The sequence below is a fragment of the Mesorhizobium sp. M0998 genome (genome assembly GCF_040318885.1).
In the GTDB taxonomy this organism is placed as follows: Bacteria; Pseudomonadota; Alphaproteobacteria; order Rhizobiales; family Rhizobiaceae; genus Mesorhizobium.
Map to the genome: position 1 here is coordinate 142641 of NZ_JAMYND010000011.1, position 20334 is coordinate 162974.

General features: G+C 62.5%; 21 protein-coding genes. 10 read left to right on the forward strand and 11 right to left on the reverse strand.

Translation table 11 applies throughout. The features are described from left to right. The first annotated feature begins 23 nt into the window (after nucleotides 1-23). From urtA to NKH59_RS13295, 6 genes are all read left to right on the forward strand, one after another. Nucleotides 24-1334, forward strand: a complete 1311-nt coding sequence (gene urtA, locus NKH59_RS13270) for an urea ABC transporter substrate-binding protein (RefSeq protein WP_352540607.1) — start codon at nucleotides 24-26, stop codon at nucleotides 1332-1334. Between the two features lie 100 nt (nucleotides 1335-1434). After that, the gene (gene urtB / locus NKH59_RS13275) at nucleotides 1435-3051 is read left to right on the forward strand and encodes an urea ABC transporter permease subunit UrtB (protein WP_352540606.1); all 1617 of its coding nucleotides are present in this window, start codon (nucleotides 1435-1437) and stop codon (nucleotides 3049-3051) included. Continuing rightward, a complete protein-coding gene (gene urtC, locus NKH59_RS13280; RefSeq protein ID WP_023674854.1) occupies nucleotides 3048-4280 on the forward strand; it encodes an urea ABC transporter permease subunit UrtC in 1233 nt (410 codons plus the stop codon). The genes urtB and urtC overlap by 4 nt, the downstream gene beginning before the upstream one ends. Before the next feature lie 7 nt (nucleotides 4281-4287). Next, nucleotides 4288-5034 (forward strand): urea ABC transporter ATP-binding protein UrtD, encoded by a 747-nt coding sequence (gene urtD, locus NKH59_RS13285; RefSeq protein WP_023674855.1) that lies wholly within the window; start codon nucleotides 4288-4290, stop codon nucleotides 5032-5034. Between the two features lie 70 nt (nucleotides 5035-5104). Next, nucleotides 5105-5800: an urea ABC transporter ATP-binding subunit UrtE gene (urtE, locus tag NKH59_RS13290; RefSeq protein WP_126041867.1), complete on the forward strand. Its 696-nt coding sequence runs from the start codon at nucleotides 5105-5107 to the stop codon at nucleotides 5798-5800. 211 nt (nucleotides 5801-6011) lie between these two features. Then, nucleotides 6012-6212: a hypothetical protein gene (locus tag NKH59_RS13295; RefSeq protein ID WP_353022152.1), complete on the forward strand. Its 201-nt coding sequence runs from the start codon at nucleotides 6012-6014 to the stop codon at nucleotides 6210-6212. A gap of 46 nt (nucleotides 6213-6258) precedes the next feature. On the opposite strand, the gene NKH59_RS13300 is transcribed toward NKH59_RS13295, so the two are convergent. From NKH59_RS13300 to NKH59_RS13340, 9 genes are all read right to left on the reverse strand, one after another. Next, nucleotides 6259-7065 (reverse strand): DUF72 domain-containing protein, encoded by an 807-nt coding sequence (locus NKH59_RS13300; RefSeq protein ID WP_352455697.1) that lies wholly within the window; start codon nucleotides 7063-7065, stop codon nucleotides 6259-6261. Between the two features lie 28 nt (nucleotides 7066-7093). Further along, complete coding sequence (locus NKH59_RS13305; RefSeq protein WP_353022154.1) at nucleotides 7094-7564, reverse strand: GNAT family N-acetyltransferase; 471 nt, start codon at nucleotides 7562-7564, stop codon at nucleotides 7094-7096. Beyond that, a complete protein-coding gene (locus NKH59_RS13310; RefSeq protein WP_352872479.1) occupies nucleotides 7561-7971 on the reverse strand; it encodes a DUF302 domain-containing protein in 411 nt (136 codons plus the stop codon). The genes NKH59_RS13305 and NKH59_RS13310 overlap by 4 nt, the downstream gene beginning before the upstream one ends. Beyond that, entirely contained in the window at nucleotides 7971-10892 is a 2922-nt protein-coding gene (uvrA, locus tag NKH59_RS13315) for an excinuclease ABC subunit UvrA (protein ID WP_353022156.1), read from the reverse strand. Before uvrA ends, NKH59_RS13310 begins: the two co-directional genes overlap by 1 nt. 696 nt (nucleotides 10893-11588) lie before the next feature. After that, entirely contained in the window at nucleotides 11589-11987 is a 399-nt protein-coding gene (locus NKH59_RS13320) for a hypothetical protein (RefSeq protein ID WP_352682877.1), read from the reverse strand. Further along, nucleotides 11984-12589 carry an ATP-dependent Clp protease proteolytic subunit gene (locus NKH59_RS13325; RefSeq protein WP_352455702.1) on the reverse strand — a complete coding sequence of 202 codons (606 nt, stop codon included), beginning with the start codon at nucleotides 12587-12589 and terminating at the stop codon, nucleotides 11984-11986. Before NKH59_RS13325 ends, NKH59_RS13320 begins: the two co-directional genes overlap by 4 nt. Nucleotides 12590-12615: 26 nt before the next feature. Beyond that, nucleotides 12616-13140 (reverse strand): SRPBCC family protein, encoded by a 525-nt coding sequence (locus NKH59_RS13330; RefSeq protein WP_353022158.1) that lies wholly within the window; start codon nucleotides 13138-13140, stop codon nucleotides 12616-12618. Further along, on the reverse strand, nucleotides 13137-13451 hold the full coding sequence (locus NKH59_RS13335) for an ArsR/SmtB family transcription factor (protein WP_353022159.1): 315 nt from the start codon (nucleotides 13449-13451) through the stop codon (nucleotides 13137-13139). The genes NKH59_RS13330 and NKH59_RS13335 overlap by 4 nt, the downstream gene beginning before the upstream one ends. An 83-nt stretch (nucleotides 13452-13534) precedes the next feature. Next, nucleotides 13535-13924 carry a cupin domain-containing protein gene (locus tag NKH59_RS13340; protein WP_353022161.1) on the reverse strand — a complete coding sequence of 130 codons (390 nt, stop codon included), beginning with the start codon at nucleotides 13922-13924 and terminating at the stop codon, nucleotides 13535-13537. Nucleotides 13925-14132: 208 nt separating this feature from the next. Here NKH59_RS13340 and NKH59_RS13345 point away from each other — a divergent pair, with 208 nt between their 5' ends. Both NKH59_RS13345 and NKH59_RS13350 read left to right on the forward strand, forming a co-directional pair. Next, a complete protein-coding gene (locus tag NKH59_RS13345) occupies nucleotides 14133-14645 on the forward strand; it encodes a single-stranded DNA-binding protein (protein WP_352448761.1) in 513 nt (170 codons plus the stop codon). A 122-nt stretch (nucleotides 14646-14767) separates the two neighbouring features. Continuing rightward, on the forward strand, nucleotides 14768-15193 hold the full coding sequence (locus tag NKH59_RS13350) for an OsmC family protein (RefSeq protein WP_023674868.1): 426 nt from the start codon (nucleotides 14768-14770) through the stop codon (nucleotides 15191-15193). 8 nt (nucleotides 15194-15201) lie between these two features. Here NKH59_RS13350 and NKH59_RS13355 read toward each other — a convergent pair whose 3' ends face one another. Next, nucleotides 15202-15831, reverse strand: coding sequence for a MarC family protein (locus NKH59_RS13355; RefSeq protein ID WP_023674869.1), 630 nt, complete (start codon nucleotides 15829-15831; stop codon nucleotides 15202-15204). 74 nt (nucleotides 15832-15905) lie between these two features. After that, nucleotides 15906-16436 carry a hypothetical protein gene (locus NKH59_RS13360; RefSeq protein WP_352455708.1) on the reverse strand — a complete coding sequence of 177 codons (531 nt, stop codon included), beginning with the start codon at nucleotides 16434-16436 and terminating at the stop codon, nucleotides 15906-15908. A gap of 86 nt (nucleotides 16437-16522) precedes the next feature. Here NKH59_RS13360 and NKH59_RS13365 point away from each other — a divergent pair, with 86 nt between their 5' ends. Both NKH59_RS13365 and gyrA read left to right on the forward strand, forming a co-directional pair. After that, a complete protein-coding gene (locus NKH59_RS13365) occupies nucleotides 16523-17350 on the forward strand; it encodes a helix-turn-helix transcriptional regulator (RefSeq protein ID WP_353022163.1) in 828 nt (275 codons plus the stop codon). A gap of 148 nt (nucleotides 17351-17498) precedes the next feature. After that, a complete protein-coding gene (gene gyrA / locus NKH59_RS13370; protein WP_352979692.1) occupies nucleotides 17499-20303 on the forward strand; it encodes a DNA gyrase subunit A in 2805 nt (934 codons plus the stop codon). Nucleotides 20304-20334: the final 31 nt, after the last annotated feature.

Here is a 20334-nt window from a genome sequence, read left to right on the forward strand (position 1 = left end):
AACCAGCTTGGGAGTTTAAAAGTATGAGGGGCAGTTTCTCGACAATAACAAAAATGTTTTCGGCCGGCGTGGTCACCGCCGGCCTGCTGATGAGCGTTCCCGCCAAGGCGGCCGACGACACCATCAAGGTCGGCATCCTCCATTCGCTGTCGGGAACCATGGCGATCTCGGAGACGACGCTGAAGGACGCCATGCTGATGCTCATCGAAGAGCAGAATGCCAAGGGTGGCCTGCTCGGCAAGAAGCTCGAGGCGGTGGTCGTCGATCCGGCTTCCAACTGGCCGCTGTTCGCCGAAAAGGCGCGCGAGCTGATCTCCAAGGACAAGGTCGCGGCGGTGTTCGGCTGCTGGACCTCGGTGTCGCGCAAATCGGTGCTGCCGGTGTTCAGCGAACTCGACAACATCCTTTTCTATCCCGTCCAGTATGAGGGCGAGGAGAGCGAACGCAACGTGTTCTACACCGGTGCGGCGCCCAACCAGCAAGCCATTCCCGCGGTCGACTATCTGATGAGCGAGGACGGCGATTCGGTGAAGCGCTGGGTTCTCGAAGGCACCGACTACGTCTACCCGCGCACCACCAACAAAATCCTCGAGGCCTATCTGAAGGCCAAGGGCGTCGCTGCGGAAGACATCATGGTCAACTACACGCCGTTCGGCTTCTCCGACTGGCAGACCGAAGTTTCGGCGATCAAGAAGTTCGGCTCGGCCGGCAAGAAGACCGCCGTGGTCTCGACCGTCAATGGCGACGCCAACGTGCCGTTCTACAAGGAGCTCGGCAACCAGGGCATCAAGGCCGAGGACATCCCGGTCATGGCCTTCTCGGTCGGCGAGGAAGAGCTTGCCGGTCTGGACACTGCGCCGCTGGTCGGCCATCTCGCCGCCTGGAACTATTTCGAGAGCGTCGACACGCCCGAGAACGCGAAGTTCATCGCCGACTGGCACAAATTCATCAAGAACGACAAGCGCACCACCAACGACCCGATGGAAGCCCATTATATCGGCTTCAACATGTGGGTGAAGGCGGTCGAGAAGGCCGGCACCACCGATCCGGACAAGGTAATCGACGCCATGGTCGGCGTCTCGGTGCCGAACCTGACCGGCGGTTATTCGACGATGATGCCGAACCATCACATCACCAAGCCGGTGCTGATCGGCGAAATCCAGGCCGACGGCCAGTTCGAAACCGTTTCGCAGACGCCCGGCCTGGTGATGGGCGACGAGTGGTCCGACTATCTGCCTGACTCCAAGGACCTGATCTCCGATTGGCGCGCGCCTCTGTCCTGCGGCAACTTCAACGTTGCCACCGGCAAATGCGGCGGCAAGGGAACCAACTGATCCTCCCGGTCTGTCCTCCCAGACCCGCAAGCCTCCGGGCAGGCTCCTCCTCCAGCCTGCCCGGAGGCAACATTCAATCTTCAAGAGCCACCAGAAACCAATGATCCTGATCCGCGCGATTGGCCTGATGCTGCTCCTTCTCCTGGGGACGCTGCTGCCGTCGAACGCCAGCGAAGCAGATCTGCGCGTCGTCATCGCCAAATTCGCCACCGCCGCCAATTTTCCGGCGATAGAAGCCGTGGTGCGGGAGCTTGCGGCTTCCGGCGATCCGGCCGTAGAACGGCCGCTTGCCGCGCTTGCGGAGGGCAGCCTTTACGTGCGCAAGGCCGATTCACTGGTTTTTGTCGGCAAGGAGAGCGGCGACGGCATCGAGCTGCTCGATGCGCTTACCGGCGAAGGATCGGGCGAAGCTGCAAAGGCCGACATCACCAAGATCAAGGTCAACAACACGCTGCGCCGCGTCATTCGCGATGCGTTGGGCACGCTGACGCTCGGCTCCAAGGACCCGGCCGTGCGCATTACCGCCGCCGACACAATGTTCAAGACGCCGGACGCGGCAAACATCGAGCCGCTCGACACCGTGATCGCCAATGAGAGCGTGGCAAGCGTCAAGGCGCTGCTAGAACAGGCCCGCGCCGCGTCGATTCTCGTTTCCGACAGGCCGGAGGCCGACAAACTGGGCGCGATCGCGCTCATCAGTGCGCGCGGCGACCGCGATGCGGTGTCGCTGCTCACGTCGGTAGAGGCCAGTTCCGAAGGTGCGGTGAAGGACGCGGCGACCGCGGCGATCGCCGACATCAATTCGACGCTGGCGCTGTGGGATGCCGGCCAGAACATCTGGTACGGCATATCGCTCGGATCGGTGCTGCTGCTGGCGGCGATTGGCCTTGCCATCACCTTCGGCGTCATGGGCGTCATCAACATGGCGCATGGCGAGATGGTCATGCTCGGCGCCTACACGACCTTCGTCGTGCAGGAGGTTATTCGCAATTCCTTTCCCGGCCTGTTCGACTGGTCGCTGGTCATCGCCCTGCCGCTGGCCTTCCTGGTGGCGGCGCTCGTCGGCCTTGTCATCGAGCGCGGGCTGATCCGCTATCTCTACGGTCGGCCGCTGGAAACCCTGCTGGCGACATGGGGTGTGTCGCTGATCCTGCAGCAGGCCGTACGCACCATCTTCGGGCCGACCAACCAGGAGGTAGGCAACCCGTCATGGATGTCCGGCTCGTTCAATATCGGCCAGCTTGCCGTGACCTGGAACCGGCTCTGGATCCTGGTATTCGCGCTCGGCGTGTTCGCGGTGCTGCTCTACGTGATGAAACGCACGCCCTGGGGGCTGCAGATGCGTGCCGTCACCGCCAATCGCCGCATGGCTGCCTCGATGGGCATCAGGACGCCTTGGGTCGATGCGCTAACGTTTGCACTCGGCTCCGGCATTGCCGGCATCGCCGGTGTCGCGCTCAGCCAGATCGACAACGTCTCGCCCAATCTCGGCCGCGGCTACATCATCGACAGCTTCATGGTCGTCGTTTTCGGCGGCGTCGGCAATCTTTGGGGCACGCTGGTCGGCGCTTTCTCGCTCGGCATCGTCAACAAGTTCCTCGAACCTTATGCCGGAGCAGTGCTCGGCAAGATCGTCGTCCTGGTGCTGATCATCCTGTTCATCCAGAAACGCCCGCGCGGTCTGTTCGCGCTAAAGGGCAGGTCGGTGGAAGCATGATCACGGGACGCTTCTTTGCCGCCGGCGCCGACCGCCGCGTCGCCATCACCATCTTCATCCTGCTGGCGGTTGCAATCGTCGTGCCGCTGCTCAATCTTGCGGTCTCGCCGACAAGTGCGTTTTACGTGCCGTCCTATATCGTCGCGCTCACCGGCAAATACCTCTGCTATGCACTGCTCGCCTTGGCGCTCGATCTCGTCTGGGGCTATTGCGGCATCCTCTCGCTCGGCCACGGCGCCTTCTTCGCACTCGGCGGCTATGCGATGGGCATGTATCTGATGCGCCAGATCGGCTCGCGCGGCGTCTACGGCAATCCGCTGCTGCCGGATTTCATGGTGTTCCTTAACTACAAGGAATTGCCATGGTTCTGGTATGGCTTCGACCACTTCTGGTTTGCCGCGGTCATGGTGCTTGCGGTGCCCGGCCTGCTCGCCTTCGTCTTCGGCTGGTTTGCCTTCCGCAGCCGCGTCACCGGCGTCTATCTGTCGATCATCACCCAGGCGATGACCTATGCGCTGCTGCTTGCCTTTTTCCGCAACGACATGGGTTTCGGCGGCAATAACGGCCTGACCGATTTCAAGGACATTCTAGGGTTCAACGTGCAGGCCGACATGACGCGGTCGGCGCTGTTCGCGGCCAGCGCCGTCATGCTGGCGTTTGCCGTCTTCGTCACCTGGGCAATCGTCGGTTCCAAGTACGGCAAGCTTTTGATGGCGGTGCGCGACGCCGAAAGCCGCACACGCTTTCTCGGCTGGCGGGCGGAGAACGTCAAATTGTTCGCCTTCACCGTGTCGGCGGTGATGGCCGGCATCGCCGGTGCGCTTTACGTGCCGCAGGTCGGCATCATCAACCCTGGCGAATTCGAGCCGTCCAATTCGATCGAGGTGGTGGTGTGGGCGGCCGTCGGCGGGCGCGGCACCATCGTCGGGCCGATCATCGGCGCGCTTCTTGTCAATGCCGGTAAATCCTGGTTCACCGGCGTGCTGCCTGAATTCTGGCTGTTTGCGCTGGGCGGACTGTTTGTCGCCGTCACGCTGTTCCTGCCCAAGGGCATCATCGGCATGTGGGATTCCTGGCGCGGCAACGCCAAGGCGCTGCGGGCGGCCTCGGTTGCCGAAGAAGCCGGCATCGATCCCGATGCGCCGGTGCCGCCGAAAACCGACCGCTCGGCGGCGAGAAGGCCGGGCGACTGGTCGGCCTCCGGCGCCGAACCGCAGCCGGCGGAGTGATGGCCTGATGTCGAAGAGCAACACCATCCTCTATCTCGACGGCGTGTCAGTTTCCTTCGACGGGTTTCGCGCCATCAACAACCTTTCGCTGGTGCTCGACAAGGGCGAGATGCGGGCGATCATCGGCCCCAACGGCGCCGGAAAGACGACGATGATGGACATCGTCACCGGCAAGACGCGGCCCGACGCGGGTGAAGTTTTCTTCAACGGTGAGGTCGACCTAACCAAACACGACGAGGCCGAAATCGCCATGATGGGCATCGGCCGTAAATTCCAGAAGCCGACCGTCTTCGAAAGCCACACGATCGAGGACAATCTGATGCTGGCGCTGAAAGGCCCGCGCTCGATCTTCCCGGCACTGTTCCATCGTCGCTCGGCCGCGGACGTGCGGCAGATCGACGACATCCTCGGCATCATCCGGCTTGGCGACAAGCGTGACGAACTCGCCGCCAATCTGAGCCACGGCCAAAAGCAATGGCTCGAGATCGGCATGCTTCTGGCGCAGGATCCGAAGCTGCTGCTGGTCGACGAACCGGTTGCCGGCATGACCGACGCCGAGACCGAGGAAACCGCGCGGCTGCTCCGGGATATCGCGCGCGACCATTCTGTCATCGTCGTCGAGCACGACATGCATTTCGTGCGCGAGCTCGGCGTCAAGGTTACCTGCCTGCACGAAGGCTCGGTGCTTTCCGAGGGCAGCCTCGACTTCGTTTCGGCCGACGAGCGCGTCGTCGAAGTCTATCTGGGGAGATGAACATGGTCTGGCGCGTTCCGTTCCATCATTTCGACCTTTCGTTCTTCAGGCGTTGGAGAAAGCGCTGACCATGCTCGAAGTCTCCAATGCCACGCTGCACTACGGCGCTGCCCAGGCGCTGCGCGGCGTCTCGCTGAAGGCAGGCGCCGGCAAGATCACCTGCGTGCTCGGCCGCAACGGCGTCGGCAAGACCAGTTTGATGAGATCGATCGTCGGCCATCACCGGCTGACGAGCGGAAGCGTTGCCTTCGAGGGGAAGGCGCTCGACCGGAGCGCGGCGTATGATCGCGCCCGGTCGGGCATCGCATTCGTGCCGCAGGGCAGGGAGATATTTCCGCTGCTTACGGTGCGGGAAAACCTCGAATCGGGTTTTGCGCCGTTGAAGCGCGCCGATCGCAACATTCCCGGTCACGTCTTCGAATTGTTTCCGGTGCTGAAGCAGATGCTCGCGCGCCGCGGCGGCGATCTTTCCGGCGGCCAGCAGCAGCAGCTTGCCATCGGCAGGGCGCTGGTGATGCGGCCGAAGCTGCTGGTGCTCGACGAGCCGACCGAAGGCATCCAGCCGTCGATCATCAAGGACATCGGCCGCGCCATCCGGTATCTGCGCGACCAGGCCGGTATCGCCGTGCTTCTGGTCGAACAATATCTCGACTTCTGCCGGGAATTGGCCGACGAGGTCAACATCATGGACCGCGGACAGATCGTCCATACCGGCCCCGCCGAGGATCTCGACCGGGCGGACGTCCGCAAATTCCTGACTGTCTGAATTCTTATTGATTCCATTACTTTGCAACTCTGGCGCGCTGCAGATTGCGTGCTAGATTTTGCTTGGCCTTGGTGAGTCGGCCGCTTTCCGTAGCAGTTTCAACTTGGCAGATCAGGGGAAGGCGCGGCTGCGTCCGCACGCTTGCGCGCAAGCCCTTCCAGCGATCTGTTGTCGTCCAACATTTCGGGTGCTTGGGAGCCAGGGCCAGTCAATGGAGCGCTATGTCGAGGACTACCAGAAACGACGGCTCACGGAGCGCGTCGATATCCTGACAGCCATCAACATTCTGAAATCGCAGGGGTATGACCACGACGAACTCATCGCGGAGATCACCAAGGTCTTCTATATCGATCTCGATGCTTTCAACGAGATCGTCAGGGTTGATCGGCGTTCGGATGAACGCGCCGCATAGCCGGTAATTGAGGACCCGGCCAGGCAGATCACCGACAGCGGGGGCGTCAGCCTGCGACCCGCTTCATCAGCGCGATGGCGCCGAATGGAGCGCGGACCTTGCCCTCGGTGATGAAGTAGACGAACACGTCGCGTGGCTTGACCGGCGCGTCGGTTGAAGGAGCGACACGCGGCAGGTCGGCCGGCACCTTGCCTTCCGCCCAGGTTTTTGCGCGCGCCGCCCATTCATCGAGCGCCTTTGGCGTGTAGCAATCGGGATTGTCGTCGCTGCCGGTCTGCAGCCGGGCATAGATGAAATCGCCGGTGACGTCGGCAATCCCCGGATATTTGGCGTGGTCGGCATAGACGATGGCGGCCTTGTGCTTTCGCGCCAAGGCGGCGAACTCCGGCACGACGAAGCTGTCGTTGCGCACCTCGACCGCGTGGCGCAGCGCAACGCCGTCCTGCTTTTCCGGCAACAGCTTGAGGAAGGCCTCGAAATCGTCCGGGTCGAATTTCTTGGTCGGCGCGAACTGCCACAAGATCGGCCCGAGCTTGTCGCCAAGTGCCGCGACGCCCGACCCGAGGAAGCGCATGATCGATTCCCCGGCCTCGCCGAGCACGCGGCGGTTGGTGACGAAGCGGTTGCCCTTCAGCGAATAGACGAAACCATCCGGCGCCTCGTTGGCCCATTTGACGAAGGTCGGCTCCTTGAAGCTCGAATAATAGGTGCCGTTGACCTCGACAGTGGGCACCTGCCGGCTGGCATAATGCAGTTGCTTGGCCTTCGACAATTTGTCCGGGTAGAAGGACGTGTCCCACGGCTCGAAGGTCCAGCCGCCCATGCCGGCGCGGATTGTTCCTGATTGAGTCATGGTCGTCCTCCCGGTTTGCAGAAAAGGATCACGCGATGGCGGTCGTCTCGACGGCTTTCGCCATGTCGACGGCCGTCCATCCTGGCCGATATGGATTGGGCCGGCGACCCGTTTCGCGAAAGCCGTAGGCCTTATACAACGAAACGTTCCGTTCCATTCTGGCATTGGTGTAGAGTCGGATTTCAGGCAAGCTCCACAAGCGCGTCTGTTGCTCAGCCCAATTGAGCAGCGCGACACCGAAACCCTTGCCTTGAAAGGCGGGCGCAACGGCGACGCTGAAGATCATTGTATGGTCCGCATGTCGTTCGAGAACGATCAAGCCGGCCGGCTGTCCGTCCTGCTCCGAAAGCCAGACCTCGCCGCGTTCTATGCGCGGCACGTAGTCCTCGGTGACAGGGATCGGCGGTGCGCCGAGCAGGGCAGTGTAGGGCGCGTAGGCGTCGGTGGTGAGCGAGATCACCGTGGGGAGATCATCGGCCCGAGCGGCTCTCATGATCAAAACTGGCCCGCGCCGACAGCGGCCGCAATCACCTTGTCCATGCCGGCCGCTATCGCGGCGACGGCATTGCGACTGGCGTCGCCCAAGCCGTGGCGCTCAGCGAGCCAGTGCGCGTCATTGTAGGAGAGCCAGACCTTGCCTTGCTCGTCCTCCCAAGCCAGTGCCTTGACCGGCAGATCGATGCCGGCAAGTTGCCGGTCCTGCATCAGCGGCGTGCCGCCTTTCGGGTTGCCAAAAATCAGAAGCTGGGTCGGACGCAGGGAAGCTTCGACACTGCGCGCACCGGCGGCGTGGTCAATGCGGGCGAAGACCAGCAATCCTGCGCGTTCCACGGTCCCGACCAGGCGATCGATCGTTTCGGCCACGCCGAAGCGGCTTTGGACCGTGATGAGACCGTTCTTTACCATCACTCCGCCGCTTCGCGCTTGCCTCCGGGGCGCCGCTCCAGCAATTCCCTCAGGAACTGTCCGGTATAGCTGCGTTTTTCGCGGACGATGTCCTCCGGCGTGCCGGACGCCACCAGCTCACCGCCGCCGTCACCACCTTCGGGGCCAAGATCGAGTACCCAGTCAGCCGTCTTGATCACCTCGAGATTGTGCTCGATGACGACCACCGTGTTGCCCTGGTCGACCAGCTCGTGCAGCACTTCAAGCAGCTTGGCCACGTCGTGGAAATGCAGGCCGGTGGTTGGCTCATCGAGAATGTAGAGCGTCTTGCCGGTCGCCTTGCGCGACAGTTCCTTGGCAAGCTTGATGCGCTGCGCCTCGCCGCCCGACAAAGTCGTTGCCTGCTGGCCAACATGGATGTAGCCGAGGCCGACCCGTTTCAGCGTCTCCAGCTTGTCGCGCACGCCAGGCACGGCGGCGAAGAAATCGACGCCTTCCTCGACCGTCATGTCGAGAACGTCGGCGATCGACTTGCCCTTGAACAGCACGTCCAGCGTTTCGCGGTTGTAACGCTTGCCGTGGCAGACGTCGCAGGTGACGTAGACGTCGGGCAGGAAGTGCATCTCGATCTTGATGACGCCGTCGCCCTGGCAGGCCTCGCAGCGGCCGCCCTTGACGTTGAACGAGAAGCGCCCCGGCTGGTAGCCGCGCGCCTTGGCCTCCGGCAGGCCGGCGAACCAGTCGCGAATCGGCGTGAAGGCGCCGGTATAGGTGGCAGGGTTGGAGCGCGGCGTCCGTCCGATCGGCGACTGGTCGATGTCGATGACCTTGTCGAGGAATTCCAACCCCTCGATGCGGTCGTGCTCGGCCGGATGCTCGCGCGAGCCCATGATGCGGCGCGACGCCGCCTTGAACAGGGTCTCGATCAGGAAGGTCGACTTGCCGCCGCCGGATACGCCGGTGACGGCGGTAAACGTGCCGAGCGGGATTTCGGCGGTGACGTTCTTCAGGTTGTTGCCGCGCGCGCCGACGACCTTCAGCCGGCGGTTCTTCTTGGCCTCGCGGCGCCGTGCCGGCGTCGCCACTTCGAGCTCGCCCGACAGGTATTTGCCGGTGATCGAAGCGGGCGTCGCCATGATCTGCTGCGGCGTGCCCTGGGCGATGATGTGGCCGCCATGAATGCCGGCAGCCGGGCCGATATCGACGACATAGTCGGCATGCAGGATGGCGTCCTCGTCGTGCTCGACGACGATGACCGTGTTGCCGATGTCGCGCAGATGCTTCAGCGTGTCGAGCAGGCGGGCGTTGTCGCGCTGGTGCAGACCGATCGACGGCTCGTCCAGCACGTAAAGTACGCCGGTCAGGCCGGAGCCGATCTGCGAGGCAAGACGGATGCGCTGGCTCTCACCGCCTGAAAGCGTGCCGGAGTTGCGCGACAGCGTCAGGTAATCGAGACCGACATCGTTGAGGAAGCGCAGCCGCTCTCGGATTTCCTTGAGCACGCGCACCGCAATCTCGTTCTGCTTGTCGTTGAGCGAAGCGGGCAGATCGGTGAACCACTGGTCGGCCTTGCGGATGGACAGCTCGGTGACCTCGCCAATGTGCTTGCCGGCGATCTTGACCGCGAGCGCCTCGGGCTTCAGCCGATAGCCGCGGCAGGCCGGGCAGGGCGTGGCCGACATGAAGCGCTCGATCTCCTCGCGCATCCAGGCGGATTCGGTTTCCTTCCAGCGGCGCTCGAGATTGGGGATGACGCCCTCGAAGGTTTTCGTCGTTTTGTAGGAGCGCAGACCGTCATCATAATGGAAGGTGATTTCGCGCTCGCCGGTGCCGTGCAGGACGGCTTGCCTTGCCTCCTCGCTCAAATCCTTGAACTTGTCGCCGAGCTTGAAGCCATAGGCAATGCCCAGCGCTTCCAGCGTCTGCGCATAATAGGGCGAGGTCGACTTCGCCCACGGGCTGACGGCGCCGGCGCGCAGCGAGACATTCTCGTCGGGCACGACCAGGCTGGCATCAATGGCGCGTTGGCTGCCGAGCCCGTCGCAGGTCGGGCAGGCGCCGAACGGATTGTTGAAGGAGAATAGCCTGGGCTCGATCTCGGGAATGGTGAAGCCGGATACCGGGCAGGCGAACTTTTCCGAGAACAGCATGCGTTCATGCGTCTCGTTCTTCGATTTGTTGACCGAATCCTCGCCGGTCTGGCTGGCGTCGAGCGGCTTGTCGGCAAATTCCGCCACTGCCAGCCCGTCGGCCAGCTTCAGCGCGGTCTCGATGGAATCGGCGAGCCGCGTCGCCAGATCGCCGCGCACGACGATGCGGTCGACGACGACGTCGATGTCGTGCTTGTACTTCTTGTCCAGCGCCGGCACGTCGGCGATCTCATAGAAGACGCCATCGACTTTGACGCGCTGAAAACCCTTCTTCTGCAGCTCCAGCAGTTCCTTGCGGTACTCGCCTTTGCGGCCGCGCACCATCGGCGCCAGAATGAACAGCCGGGTGCCTTCCTCGACAGCAAGCACCCGGTCGACCATCTGCGAAACCGTCTGGCTCTCGATCGGCAGGCCGGTGGCCGGCGAATAGGGTACACCGACGCGGGCGAACAAAAGCCGCATATAATCGTAGATCTCGGTGACGGTGCCGACCGTCGAACGTGGATTCTTCGAGGTGGTCTTCTGCTCGATGGAGATGGCCGGCGACAGGCCGTCGATCTGGTCGACGTCAGGCTTCTGCATCATTTCGAGGAATTGCCGTGCATAGGCCGAAAGGCTCTCGACGTAGCGGCGTTGGCCCTCGGCGTAGATGGTGTCGAAGGCAAGCGACGACTTGCCCGACCCCGACAGGCCGGTCATGACGATCAGGCTGTCACGCGGCAGGTCGAGATCGACATTCTTCAGATTGTGTTCGCGTGCCCCGCGAATGGAGAGATATTTATGGTCGGCCATCGCCGGTCGCCGCCTCAGAATCTGGAATTCGTGGGATGGGCGGGTTTTCCCGACCACCCCCTATGTAGGTAATTTCGCCGCCTTTTCGAGAGACGCCACAACTCCCGACCAAAGCGTTTAACCGCCTTTCGCGCGAACGGGCAAGCGGAAAGAACAAAGGCCGAACACGCTCCTGACAAAAGCTGCCCGCGCAGCCGGCTTCACAAAGCGTCTCGCGATCACATTTTTCGGCAACCCGGCTATTCAAGGTTGACGTCCCCGCGTCATGGGGGCAGAATCCAATTGTCAACGAAGCCGGCCGTCTTTCGATGGCCTCGCGGCCTGGGGCTAGCCTGCGAGACGCCGCGGGTTATGCGATGAGCGCTTCGACGACAGTCGCAACGAACAGAAGGAGAGCAGAGGCATGACTCCACCGGATTGTTCCTTGAGGCTCCACGTGTCGCTGGAGCCGCGGCAGGTATAAGTAGCCAGGTCAGGCGTTTAGCGCTACCTGCCCGCGTTGACCTGCCGATCCCCACAACAATCAGAGACTGCTAGTCGGATCGTCGGCTGAACGCCGCGAAGCATCCGAAATAAAAAGCCGGCAGTACACTCCCGGCAATTTGGATTTCAGATCCAAGAAAGCCCCGTCAGTTGCAAAGCAATGGCGGGGCTGTTCGTTTGAAGCGCAATATTTGTGGTTCACACCAGGCGAACTTAGCGGCTGGAGGGCCTGATCCCGCCGGTAGCGACATCAATGGTGATGCTACCGGAAATCCGAACGTCGGTATCGCCAATCTTGAAGGTGCCGTTGCCGCTGCCTAGAGCCATATCGTCAGGCTCAGGCCGCGGCGCTGGCTCGGCGATGCGATAATCGCTGGTCACACCGGGCAGAGCGCGCTTTTGCGAAGACGTCGAATTATCTTGGGCAAGTGCCATACCCACCAGCATGTTCGTGCCGGCAACGGTAGCGATGGCAAGGCATAACAGGCTGGATGAGCGGCTGGCGGTCATCGCCGGACTATAGTGCCGCGATAGCGGCAAGACCAGACCGATGGCGCTGAAATTGCGGGCGCTCAATCGCCTCAGTTCCGTCCGCCGGCCCGGCTCGTTCATGCGGCCTGCTTGCGAGTGTCGAAAACATGGTCGACGAGGCCCCAATCCTTGGCCTCCTGCGCGGTCATGAAAAAGTCGCGGTCGAGCGTGCGTTCCACTTCTTCGTAGGTGCGGCCGCAATGGCGGGCGTAAAGATCGGTCATGCGCCGCTTGGTGCGAAGGATGCCCTCGGCATGGCGCTGGATATCGGAGGCTTGGCCCTGGAAACCGCCGAGAGGCTGATGCAGCACGATGCTGGTGTTGGGTAGCGCGATGCGCCGCCCCGGTGTGCCGGCCATCAAAAGGAACGAGGCCATCGAGGCGGCGAAGCCCATACAAACCGTGGAGACCGGGCAGCTGATATACTGCATCGTATCGTAGATGGCGAAACCGCTGGTCACCACGCCGCCCGGCGAGTTGATGTAGAGCGAGACCTCCTTGTCGGGATTGTCGGATTCCAACGACAGAAGCTGGGCGCAGACCAGCGCCGAGGTGCCGTCATCGATCGGGCCGTTGATGAAGACGATGCGCTCGCGCAGCAGCCGCGAAAATATGTCGAAGGCACGTTCGCCGCGGCTCGACTGCTCGATCACCATCGGCACCAGATTGGCAAGGCCGCTCATCGGTTGTCTCCGTTGACTGTTGTCGTTCAGGCCGCGCGCAGGAAGAGGCGCGGGGTGTTTGCGGCGATCTGTTTGTGCCTGGGAGTGCGCGCTTCAAAGGAAAGCCGGCAACCGGCGCTTGCCATCGCGATCTCTGGCACTGCTGCCCGAGCAAAACCGTCATGGACGATGCGTAGATGCGTGCCGCCGGAAACGGTGCGGTCGAGCGTAAAGGTGACGATGCTGTCCACTGGGCTGTCGTTCATTGCGCTGTCCAGGGGGCTGCCGGGCGGCACCTGCGTATCGCCGGGCGCCGGGCGCTCCCGCCAGGAATAGCGCAGCAGCCGTCCGGGATCCGCGTCGAGGATTTCGCACTCGATCGGCGCATTCGGCGCTTTAAAGGCAAAGCGGTTGCCGATTTCGGGCTTGATGTCGTTCGGCATCATCCAGGCCGCGAGCAGGTCCGGCACCGTCAGTGCCCGCCACACCTTTTCCGGCGGTTCGGGCAGCTCGCACTCGAACTCGATCTTGTCTGCGGCCATTTCGGCGCGTTCTTTGCCTCGGCTGGTCATTCGTCCATGTCCTTCAAAACCGTCTTGAGCCTTTCGATGCGCTCTGGCCAGAACGCACGGTAGCGTTCGATCCAGCTGAGCAGTGGCGCAAGCCCCTTCGGATCGACGCGGTAATAGGCGTTGCGACCGGCCCGGCGCTCCACCACGAGGCCGGCGCCGCGCAGCACTGCGAGATGTTGCGATACCGCCGGCTGCGATACCGGTATGCCAGTGCGCAGTTCCGACACCGTCATCTCGCCGTCGGCGAGCCGCTCATAGACGGCGCGACGCGTTGGATCCGCTAGTGCCCGAAAAATGTCTGCTTCGATCATGCCGAAAGCATAAGTCAATACTTATCGGTTTGGCAAGCCGTGTTTTTTAAGACAGGCGGTGTTTTTTAAGACAGGGCGAGGTTTTACAAACTCGCTGGAAGCCAGCGTCTCACCATGTCGGGGGATCCGTTGAACGTCGCCTCGAAAACTGGTGACGCGAGCACAGCATGAATATGAAGCAATTCGGAGCCGACGTTTCGGAAGCCATGTTGCTTGTGCGCGGCGACAACAAGCGACTGTCCGGCAGTCAAGACGAGATGCTCTTCGTCGATCCACATCTCGGCCCTGCCAGCGATGACGGTAAGCACTTCCTCGACCGGGTGCCAATGTGTCGGGGCGCCAACCGCCGGTTCGACCCATTGTTCAAACATGCAAAGTTGAGTTGCGCCGTTGCGGGCAGAGACATGCATGCGGGTCTTTACTCCCGTCCGCCATTCTTCTTGCGGCTGATCGTCATGCGCAACCATCTTCATGCGTTCGCCTCGATCCCATGGTCTGTGGAAATTCGACGCCGAGACACTACTTCTTACTGACAACTATTGACAGTGCAGGGCCTCTCCTATAGAACGAAAAGAGAACAAAAACCTTGTGGGAAAAGGCAGCGACGGCAGGCAGGGATTGTCCATCGCCTGTAAGGTGCGGCGACAAAAATTCGGTTTCGGATGAGCGCGGAGAAGTATCATGGCGGGTAGCGTCAACAAGGTCATTCTGGTGGGCAACCTCGGGGCGGACCCTGAAATCCGCCGCCTGAATTCGGGTGACCCGGTCGTCAACATCCGCATCGCGACGTCGGAAAGCTGGCGCGACAAGACGTCCGGAGAGCGCAAGGAAAAGACCGAGTGGCACAATGTCGTGATCTTCAACGACCAGATCGCCAAGGTGGCCGAGCAGTATCTGAAGAAGGGCATGAAGGTCTATGTCGAGGGCCAGTTGCAGACGCGCAAATGGCAGGACCAGACCGGCAATGACCGCTATACGACCGAAATCGTGTTGCAGAAATTCCGCGGCGAGCTGCAGATGCTCGATGCGCGGGGCGAGGGCGGCGGCCAGGTCGGCAACTATGCCGGTGGTGGTGCGAGCCGCGGTTCCGATTTCGGCCAGTCCGGCCCGGGCGAAAGTTTCAATCGCGGTGGCGCCAACAAGGGCGGCGGCGGTGGTTCGTCGCGCGAGCTGGACGACGAAATCCCGTTCTGATTTCTCGGGCGGACTGCCCTTGCGGCGAAAAGCGCCGGCACCTTGGCCACGAAATGGCGTCCCGAAAATCTGTCTTGGATTTTCGGGACGTTGTGCGTTTGAGCGGTGAAAGGACGTATCAGGTGAAGGCAAGGGTCAAATGGGTCGAGGAGCGCACTTTCGTTGGCGAGTCCGCCAATGGGCACAAGCTGGTGCTAGGCACTGCGTTCGGGCCGGAGGGCAAGACGCCGGGGCCGAGCCCAATGGAACTGGTGCTGATCGGCACTGGCGGCTGCTCGGCCTATGACGTGGTCCATATCCTCGAAAAGGGGCGCGAGGCGGTCGAAGATTGCGTGGTCGAACTCGATGCCGACCGTGCAGAAGCCGATCCCAGGGTGTTCACCCGCATTCACATGCATTTTGTCGTCAAGGGCCGGGCGCTGTCACACGACAAGGTAAAGCGGGCGATCGGGCTTTCGATCGAGAAATACTGCTCGGCCTCGGCAATGATGGCCAAGACTGCCGAGATTACCCATGACTTCGAAGTCATTGAAACGACAGCGAAGTAGGGCTGTCCCTACGTCGCCATCAGCGCCTTGATGCCGTCGGCGACGAACTGTACGGCGAGCGCCGCCAGGATGACGCCGAGCAGCCTTGTCAGGATCGAACGGCCGGTTTGGCCGAGGATACGGTCGATGCGCTCTGACAGCACGAACACCAGGTAGGTGATGACGAGGCAGATGGCGATGATGCCGACAAGGGCTGTCTGCGCGCCCAAACCCTGAAACGAGCTTGAGAGCAGGACGGTCGCCGAAATCGCGCCGGGACCGGCAATGAGCGGGATCGCCAGCGGAAAGGCGGCGATGTTGTGGATCATGTCCCTGGTGATGGCGACGTCGCCGATCTTCTCCTTGCGGTCCTGCCGGCGCTCGAACACCATTTCGAAGGCGATGAAGAACAGCAGAAAGCCGCCGGCGACGCGGAAAGCCGGCAGAGTGATGCCGAAGACTGACAGGATCGACGCGCCGGCGATTGCGAACAACGCCATTACCAGGAAGGCGATGACCGAGGCGCGCACGGAGACCTGGTTGCGCTCCTCGCGGTTCATGCCGCGGGTCACGGCGAGGAAGAGCGGCGCCAGGCCGGGCGGATCGATCGTCACCAGTATGGTGACGAAGGCGTTGAACAGGCTGTCGAAGCTCGGCATGCTGACCCTCCCCGCCGGCAAAGCCGGATAACGGGATTGGTAGAGCAAAGCGGAGCCAGTGGAAACCGTGCGGATCAGGGGCTGACGGCCCGGCGCGCCAGAAACTCGACTTCAAGACGCCAGGTAGCGCCGTCGTCCTGTGAGCGTTCGCCCAGCCAGCGGAACGAATTTTCGGTGATGCGCGAAAAGCTCCAGCGCACAGCAGATCCGGTGCCGTCTGCGCCTTGCTGGATGATGGTATCGCCCTCGGCACGGCCGAGCTGGCGGCTGTAGTACTGATTGCGCGGATCGCTCCAGAAGATGTGCCAGGCGTCAACGCCGGGATCGTAGACGCGCAACGTCGTGCCATAGAAGGTCCATTTGCCGAGCGAGGGCGAGGGGCCGGCGTCACGGGCAGGCAGGATCCATACGTCCTGGATCGCGCGGCCTTCGAGCACCCAGCCGAAATGCACTTCGCCGCGCCCGGTCAGCACCTGACCGTCCTCGAGATGGCGCGTGGCGTCGAACGTCCAGGCGCCGACGAAGCGGCCATAAAGATTCAGTTTCTCGGCAAGGGCCGGTACGGGCCCATCGCTGTGCAGGGCCTTGGCAAAGGAATTGGACATGGCTTCGCTCTCATCTTGTCAGGAGACCGGCAAGCATAGAGGCCGACAGGGGTTCTGCGCTTGGGAAAAGTTGCTATGTTTCGGCGATGACGACGAGCGCGTACAGGCTGGCGTCGGGCCGAGGCTGGCAGGTGTCGGATGTCATCTGCACCGCCAGCGCCGCCGACAGGCCATTCGAGGAGGAGCATCGGGATTTCTGCGTTGCCGCCGTAACCAACGGCACCTTCCGCTATCGTGCGCGCGAGGGCACGGCGATCCTGGCGCCGGGCGCGCTCCTGCTCGGCAATCCCGGCACATGCTATGAATGCGGTCACGAGCATGGCGCCGGCGACCGCTGCCTCTCCTTCCATTTCGGGCCGGCCTATATGGAGCGGATCGTCGCCGACGTGCCGGGCACGAAGACGCTCGATTTCGGCACGCCGCGCCTGCCGCCCTTGCCGGCGCTGGTGTCGCTGCTTGCCGAAGCGGAGGCGGCGCGCGAGATGGCCGACACCGGCGCGTTCGAGGAACTCGCCCTGCGCATTGCCGGTGCCGCGGTAACAGCGGCTTGCAGCGCTACGGATCGGGGACGGACGCCGAGCCGCCGTGACCAGAAGCGTGTCGCCGAAGCGGTGCGGCGCATCGAAGTCGATGCCGACCGGCCGATCTCGCTTGCCGAACTCGCCGACGAGACCGCCACCAGCCCTTACCATTTCCTGCGCACCTTCCGGCACGTTGCCGGCATGACGCCCTACCAGTTCCTGCTGAGAGCGCGGCTGCACAGGGCAGCCGTGCGGCTGCGGACGTCGGATCAGGCGATTTCGGCGATTGCCTTTTCGGCGGGGTTCAACGATCTATCAACCTTCAATCGCCGTTTCCGGCGGCTGATGGGCGAGGCGCCGGGTACTTATCGCGCCCGCCGGCGACGCCCGTGAAAGGGTGCCACGGCCATATCGTCGCAATTGGTTTATCCTTTTGAATTTGCCGCTAAAAACCACACTGGAAAACTGCCACGATTGTTGGAGTTTCGGGCCGGCTTCCTATATAAGCACCAAGTGATTCCTGATTAGATTGTGATCCGATTTGACCGACCAAAAGACACCGCGCGGCGCCGACGGCGGCCCCACCGGCATCGAGCCGATATCCATCATCGAGGAGATGCAGCGCTCCTATCTCGATTACGCCATGAGCGTGATCGTCAGCCGCGCGCTGCCGGACGTGCGCGATGGCCTCAAGCCGGTGCATCGCCGCATCCTCTACGCCGCCTATGAGAGCGGCTATCACTGGAACCGCAAATATGTGAAATCGGCACGCCCGGTCGCCGACGTGATGGGTAAATACCATCCGCATGGCGACGCCTCGATCTACGACGCTTTGGTGCGCATGGCGCAGGATTGGTCGCTGCGCGTGCCGCTGATCGACGGGCAGGGCAATTTCGGCTCGATCGACGGCGATCCGCCGGCGGCGATGCGCTACACGGAATCGCGGCTGACCAAGGTCGCGCATGAGTTGCTGGAAGACATCGACAAGGACACCGTCGATTTCCAGGACACTTACGATGCGTCGGGCAGCGAACCGAAAGTCCTGCCGGCGCGCTTCCCGAACCTCTTGGTCAACGGCTCCGGCGGTATCGCCGTCGGCATGGCAACCAACATCCCGCCGCACAATCTGGGCGAGGTCTGCAACGGCGCCATTGCCCTCATCGATAATCCGGCCATCGACCTTCCGGCGCTGATGGAGATCATTCCGGGGCCGGATTTCCCGACCGGCGGCATCGTGCTCGGCCGCTCCGGTATCTACAGCGCCTATTCGACCGGCCGCGGCTCCATCGTCATGCGCGGCCGCGTCAACGTCGAGGCGCGCGGCAACGATCGTGAATCGATCGTCATCACCGAGGTTCCCTATCAGGTGAACAAGGCGTCGATGATCGAGAAGATGGCCGAGCTGGTGCGCGACAAGCGCATCGAAGGCATTTCCGACATTCGCGACGAGAGCGACCGCCAGGGCTACCGCGTCGTCATCGAACTGAAGCGCGACGCGGTCGCCGATGTCATCCTCAACCAGCTTTACCGCTTCACCCCGCTGCAGACGTCCTTCGGCGCCAACATGGTGGCACTGAACGGCGGCAAGCCGGAATTGCTGACTCTGACCGACATGCTGAAGGCGTTCGTCGCCTTCCGTGAGGAGGTGATCAGCCGGCGCACGAAATTCCTGCTGCGCAAGGCGCGCGACCGCGCCCATGTGCTGGTCGGCCTTGCCATCGCTGTTGCCAACATCGATGAAGTCATCAAGCTGATCCGCAGCGCTCCGGACCCGCAGACGGCGCGCGAGCAGTTGATGGAGCGGCGCTGGCCTTCGGGCGACGTGGAATCGCTGATTCTTCTGATCGACGACCCGCGCCATCGCATCAACGAGGACGGTACCTACAATCTCTCCGAGGAGCAGGCGCGCGCCATCCTCGAACTGCGCCTGCAGCGCCTGACCGCGCTTGGCCGCGACGAGATCGCCGACGAGCTGAACACGATCGGCGACGAGATCAAGGACTACCTGGACATCCTCTCGTCGCGCGCCCGCGTCCAGCAGATCGTCAAGGACGAGCTCATCGCCGTGCGCGACGAGTTCGGCACGCCGCGCCGTACCGAGCTCGCCGAGGGCGGGGCGGACATGGAAGACGAGGACCTGATCCAGCGCGAGGACATGGTCGTCACGGTCAGCCATTCCGGCTACATCAAGCGCGTGCCGCTGTCGCTCTACCGGGCGCAGCGCCGCGGCGGCAAGGGCCGCTCCGGCATGTCGACCAAGGAAGAGGATTTCGTCACCCGGCTGTTCGTGGCCAACACGCACACGCCGGTGCTGTTCTTCTCCTCGCGCGGCATCGTCTACAAGGAAAAGGTCTGGCGCCTGCCGATCGGCAACCCGCAATCGCGCGGCAAAGCGCTGATCAATATGCTGCCGCTCGAACAGGGCGAGCGCATCACCACGATCATGCCGCTGCCGGAGGATGAGACGAGTTGGGGCGAGCTCGACGTCATGTTTGCCACCACGCGCGGTACCGTGCGCCGCAACAAGCTGTCGGACTTCGTCCAGGTCAACCGCAACGGCAAGATCGCCATGAAGCTGGACGAGGAAGGCGACGAGATCCTCGGCGTCGAGACCTGCACCGACAATGACGACGTGCTTTTGACGGCAAGTTCCGGCCAGTGCATCCGCTTTCCGGTTAGCGACGTACGCGTCTTCCAGAGCCGCAATTCGGTCGGCGTGCGCGGCATTGCGATGGCCGATGGCGACCGGGTGATCTCGATGGCGGTGATCGAGCATGTCGATGCGCCGCCGGCGGAGCGTGCCGCCTACCTCAAGCGGGTGGTGGCCGAACGCCGGCTCGCTGCTGACATCGCGGCCGGCGAGGAGGAAGAAATCCAGCTCACCAATGAAGAGGTCGGCGAAGAGGCAGAGCTTTCCGACGACCGCTATGAATTCCTCAAGGCGCACGAGCAGTTCGTGTTGACGGTGACGGAATATGGCTACGGCAAGCGTTCATCGTCCTACGATTTCCGCCTGACTGGCCGTGGCGGCAAGGGTATTCGCGCCACCGACGTCTCGAAAACGGCCGAAATCGGCCGCCTGGTGGCGACCTTCCCGGTCGGCAATGACGATCAGATCATGCTGGTTTCGGATGGCGGCACCGTTATCCGTGTTCCAGTGAACGGCATTCGTTTCGCCAGCCGCGCCACCAAGGGCGTTACCATCTTCAATACCGCAGAGGGCGAGAAGGTCGTTTCGGTGGAGCGAATTTCAGAACCGCAAGCGGATGAAGAGATCGAAGAGAATGCTGAAAGCGGCGCTGTTGCCGATACCGATGGTAGGGAGCCCGATACTTCCGTCGAGTGAGTTTGGCACGACGACGCCAGCCCTGTGGGCC

Excerpts from the sequence above, each read along its gene's own strand:
- NKH59_RS13320 (WP_352682877.1), bottom strand. The coding sequence starts at position 11,987 with ATGAACGAGCCGGGCCGGCGGACGGAACTGAGGCGATTGAGCGCCCGC.
- urtA (WP_352540607.1), top strand. The coding sequence starts at position 24 with ATGAGGGGCAGTTTCTCGACAATAACAAAAATGTTTTCGGCCGGCGTG.
- urtD (WP_023674855.1), top strand. The coding sequence starts at position 4,288 with ATGTCGAAGAGCAACACCATCCTCTATCTCGACGGCGTGTCAGTTTCC.
- NKH59_RS13310 (WP_352872479.1), bottom strand. The coding sequence starts at position 7,971 with ATGGTAAAGAACGGTCTCATCACGGTCCAAAGCCGCTTCGGCGTGGCC.
- NKH59_RS13330 (WP_353022158.1), bottom strand. The coding sequence starts at position 13,140 with ATGACCAGCCGAGGCAAAGAACGCGCCGAAATGGCCGCAGACAAGATC.
- urtB (WP_352540606.1), top strand. The coding sequence starts at position 1,435 with ATGATCCTGATCCGCGCGATTGGCCTGATGCTGCTCCTTCTCCTGGGG.
- NKH59_RS13325 (WP_352455702.1), bottom strand. The coding sequence starts at position 12,589 with ATGAGCGGCCTTGCCAATCTGGTGCCGATGGTGATCGAGCAGTCGAGC.
- NKH59_RS13345 (WP_352448761.1), top strand. The coding sequence starts at position 14,133 with ATGGCGGGTAGCGTCAACAAGGTCATTCTGGTGGGCAACCTCGGGGCG.
- NKH59_RS13360 (WP_352455708.1), bottom strand. The coding sequence starts at position 16,436 with ATGTCCAATTCCTTTGCCAAGGCCCTGCACAGCGATGGGCCCGTACCG.
- NKH59_RS13300 (WP_352455697.1), bottom strand. The coding sequence starts at position 7,065 with ATGACTCAATCAGGAACAATCCGCGCCGGCATGGGCGGCTGGACCTTC.
- NKH59_RS13295 (WP_353022152.1), top strand. The coding sequence starts at position 6,012 with ATGGAGCGCTATGTCGAGGACTACCAGAAACGACGGCTCACGGAGCGC.
- urtC (WP_023674854.1), top strand. The coding sequence starts at position 3,048 with ATGATCACGGGACGCTTCTTTGCCGCCGGCGCCGACCGCCGCGTCGCC.
- NKH59_RS13365 (WP_353022163.1), top strand. The coding sequence starts at position 16,523 with ATGACGACGAGCGCGTACAGGCTGGCGTCGGGCCGAGGCTGGCAGGTG.
- NKH59_RS13340 (WP_353022161.1), bottom strand. The coding sequence starts at position 13,924 with ATGAAGATGGTTGCGCATGACGATCAGCCGCAAGAAGAATGGCGGACG.
- urtE (WP_126041867.1), top strand. The coding sequence starts at position 5,105 with ATGCTCGAAGTCTCCAATGCCACGCTGCACTACGGCGCTGCCCAGGCG.
- NKH59_RS13355 (WP_023674869.1), bottom strand. The coding sequence starts at position 15,831 with ATGCCGAGCTTCGACAGCCTGTTCAACGCCTTCGTCACCATACTGGTG.
- NKH59_RS13335 (WP_353022159.1), bottom strand. The coding sequence starts at position 13,451 with ATGATCGAAGCAGACATTTTTCGGGCACTAGCGGATCCAACGCGTCGC.
- uvrA (WP_353022156.1), bottom strand. The coding sequence starts at position 10,892 with ATGGCCGACCATAAATATCTCTCCATTCGCGGGGCACGCGAACACAAT.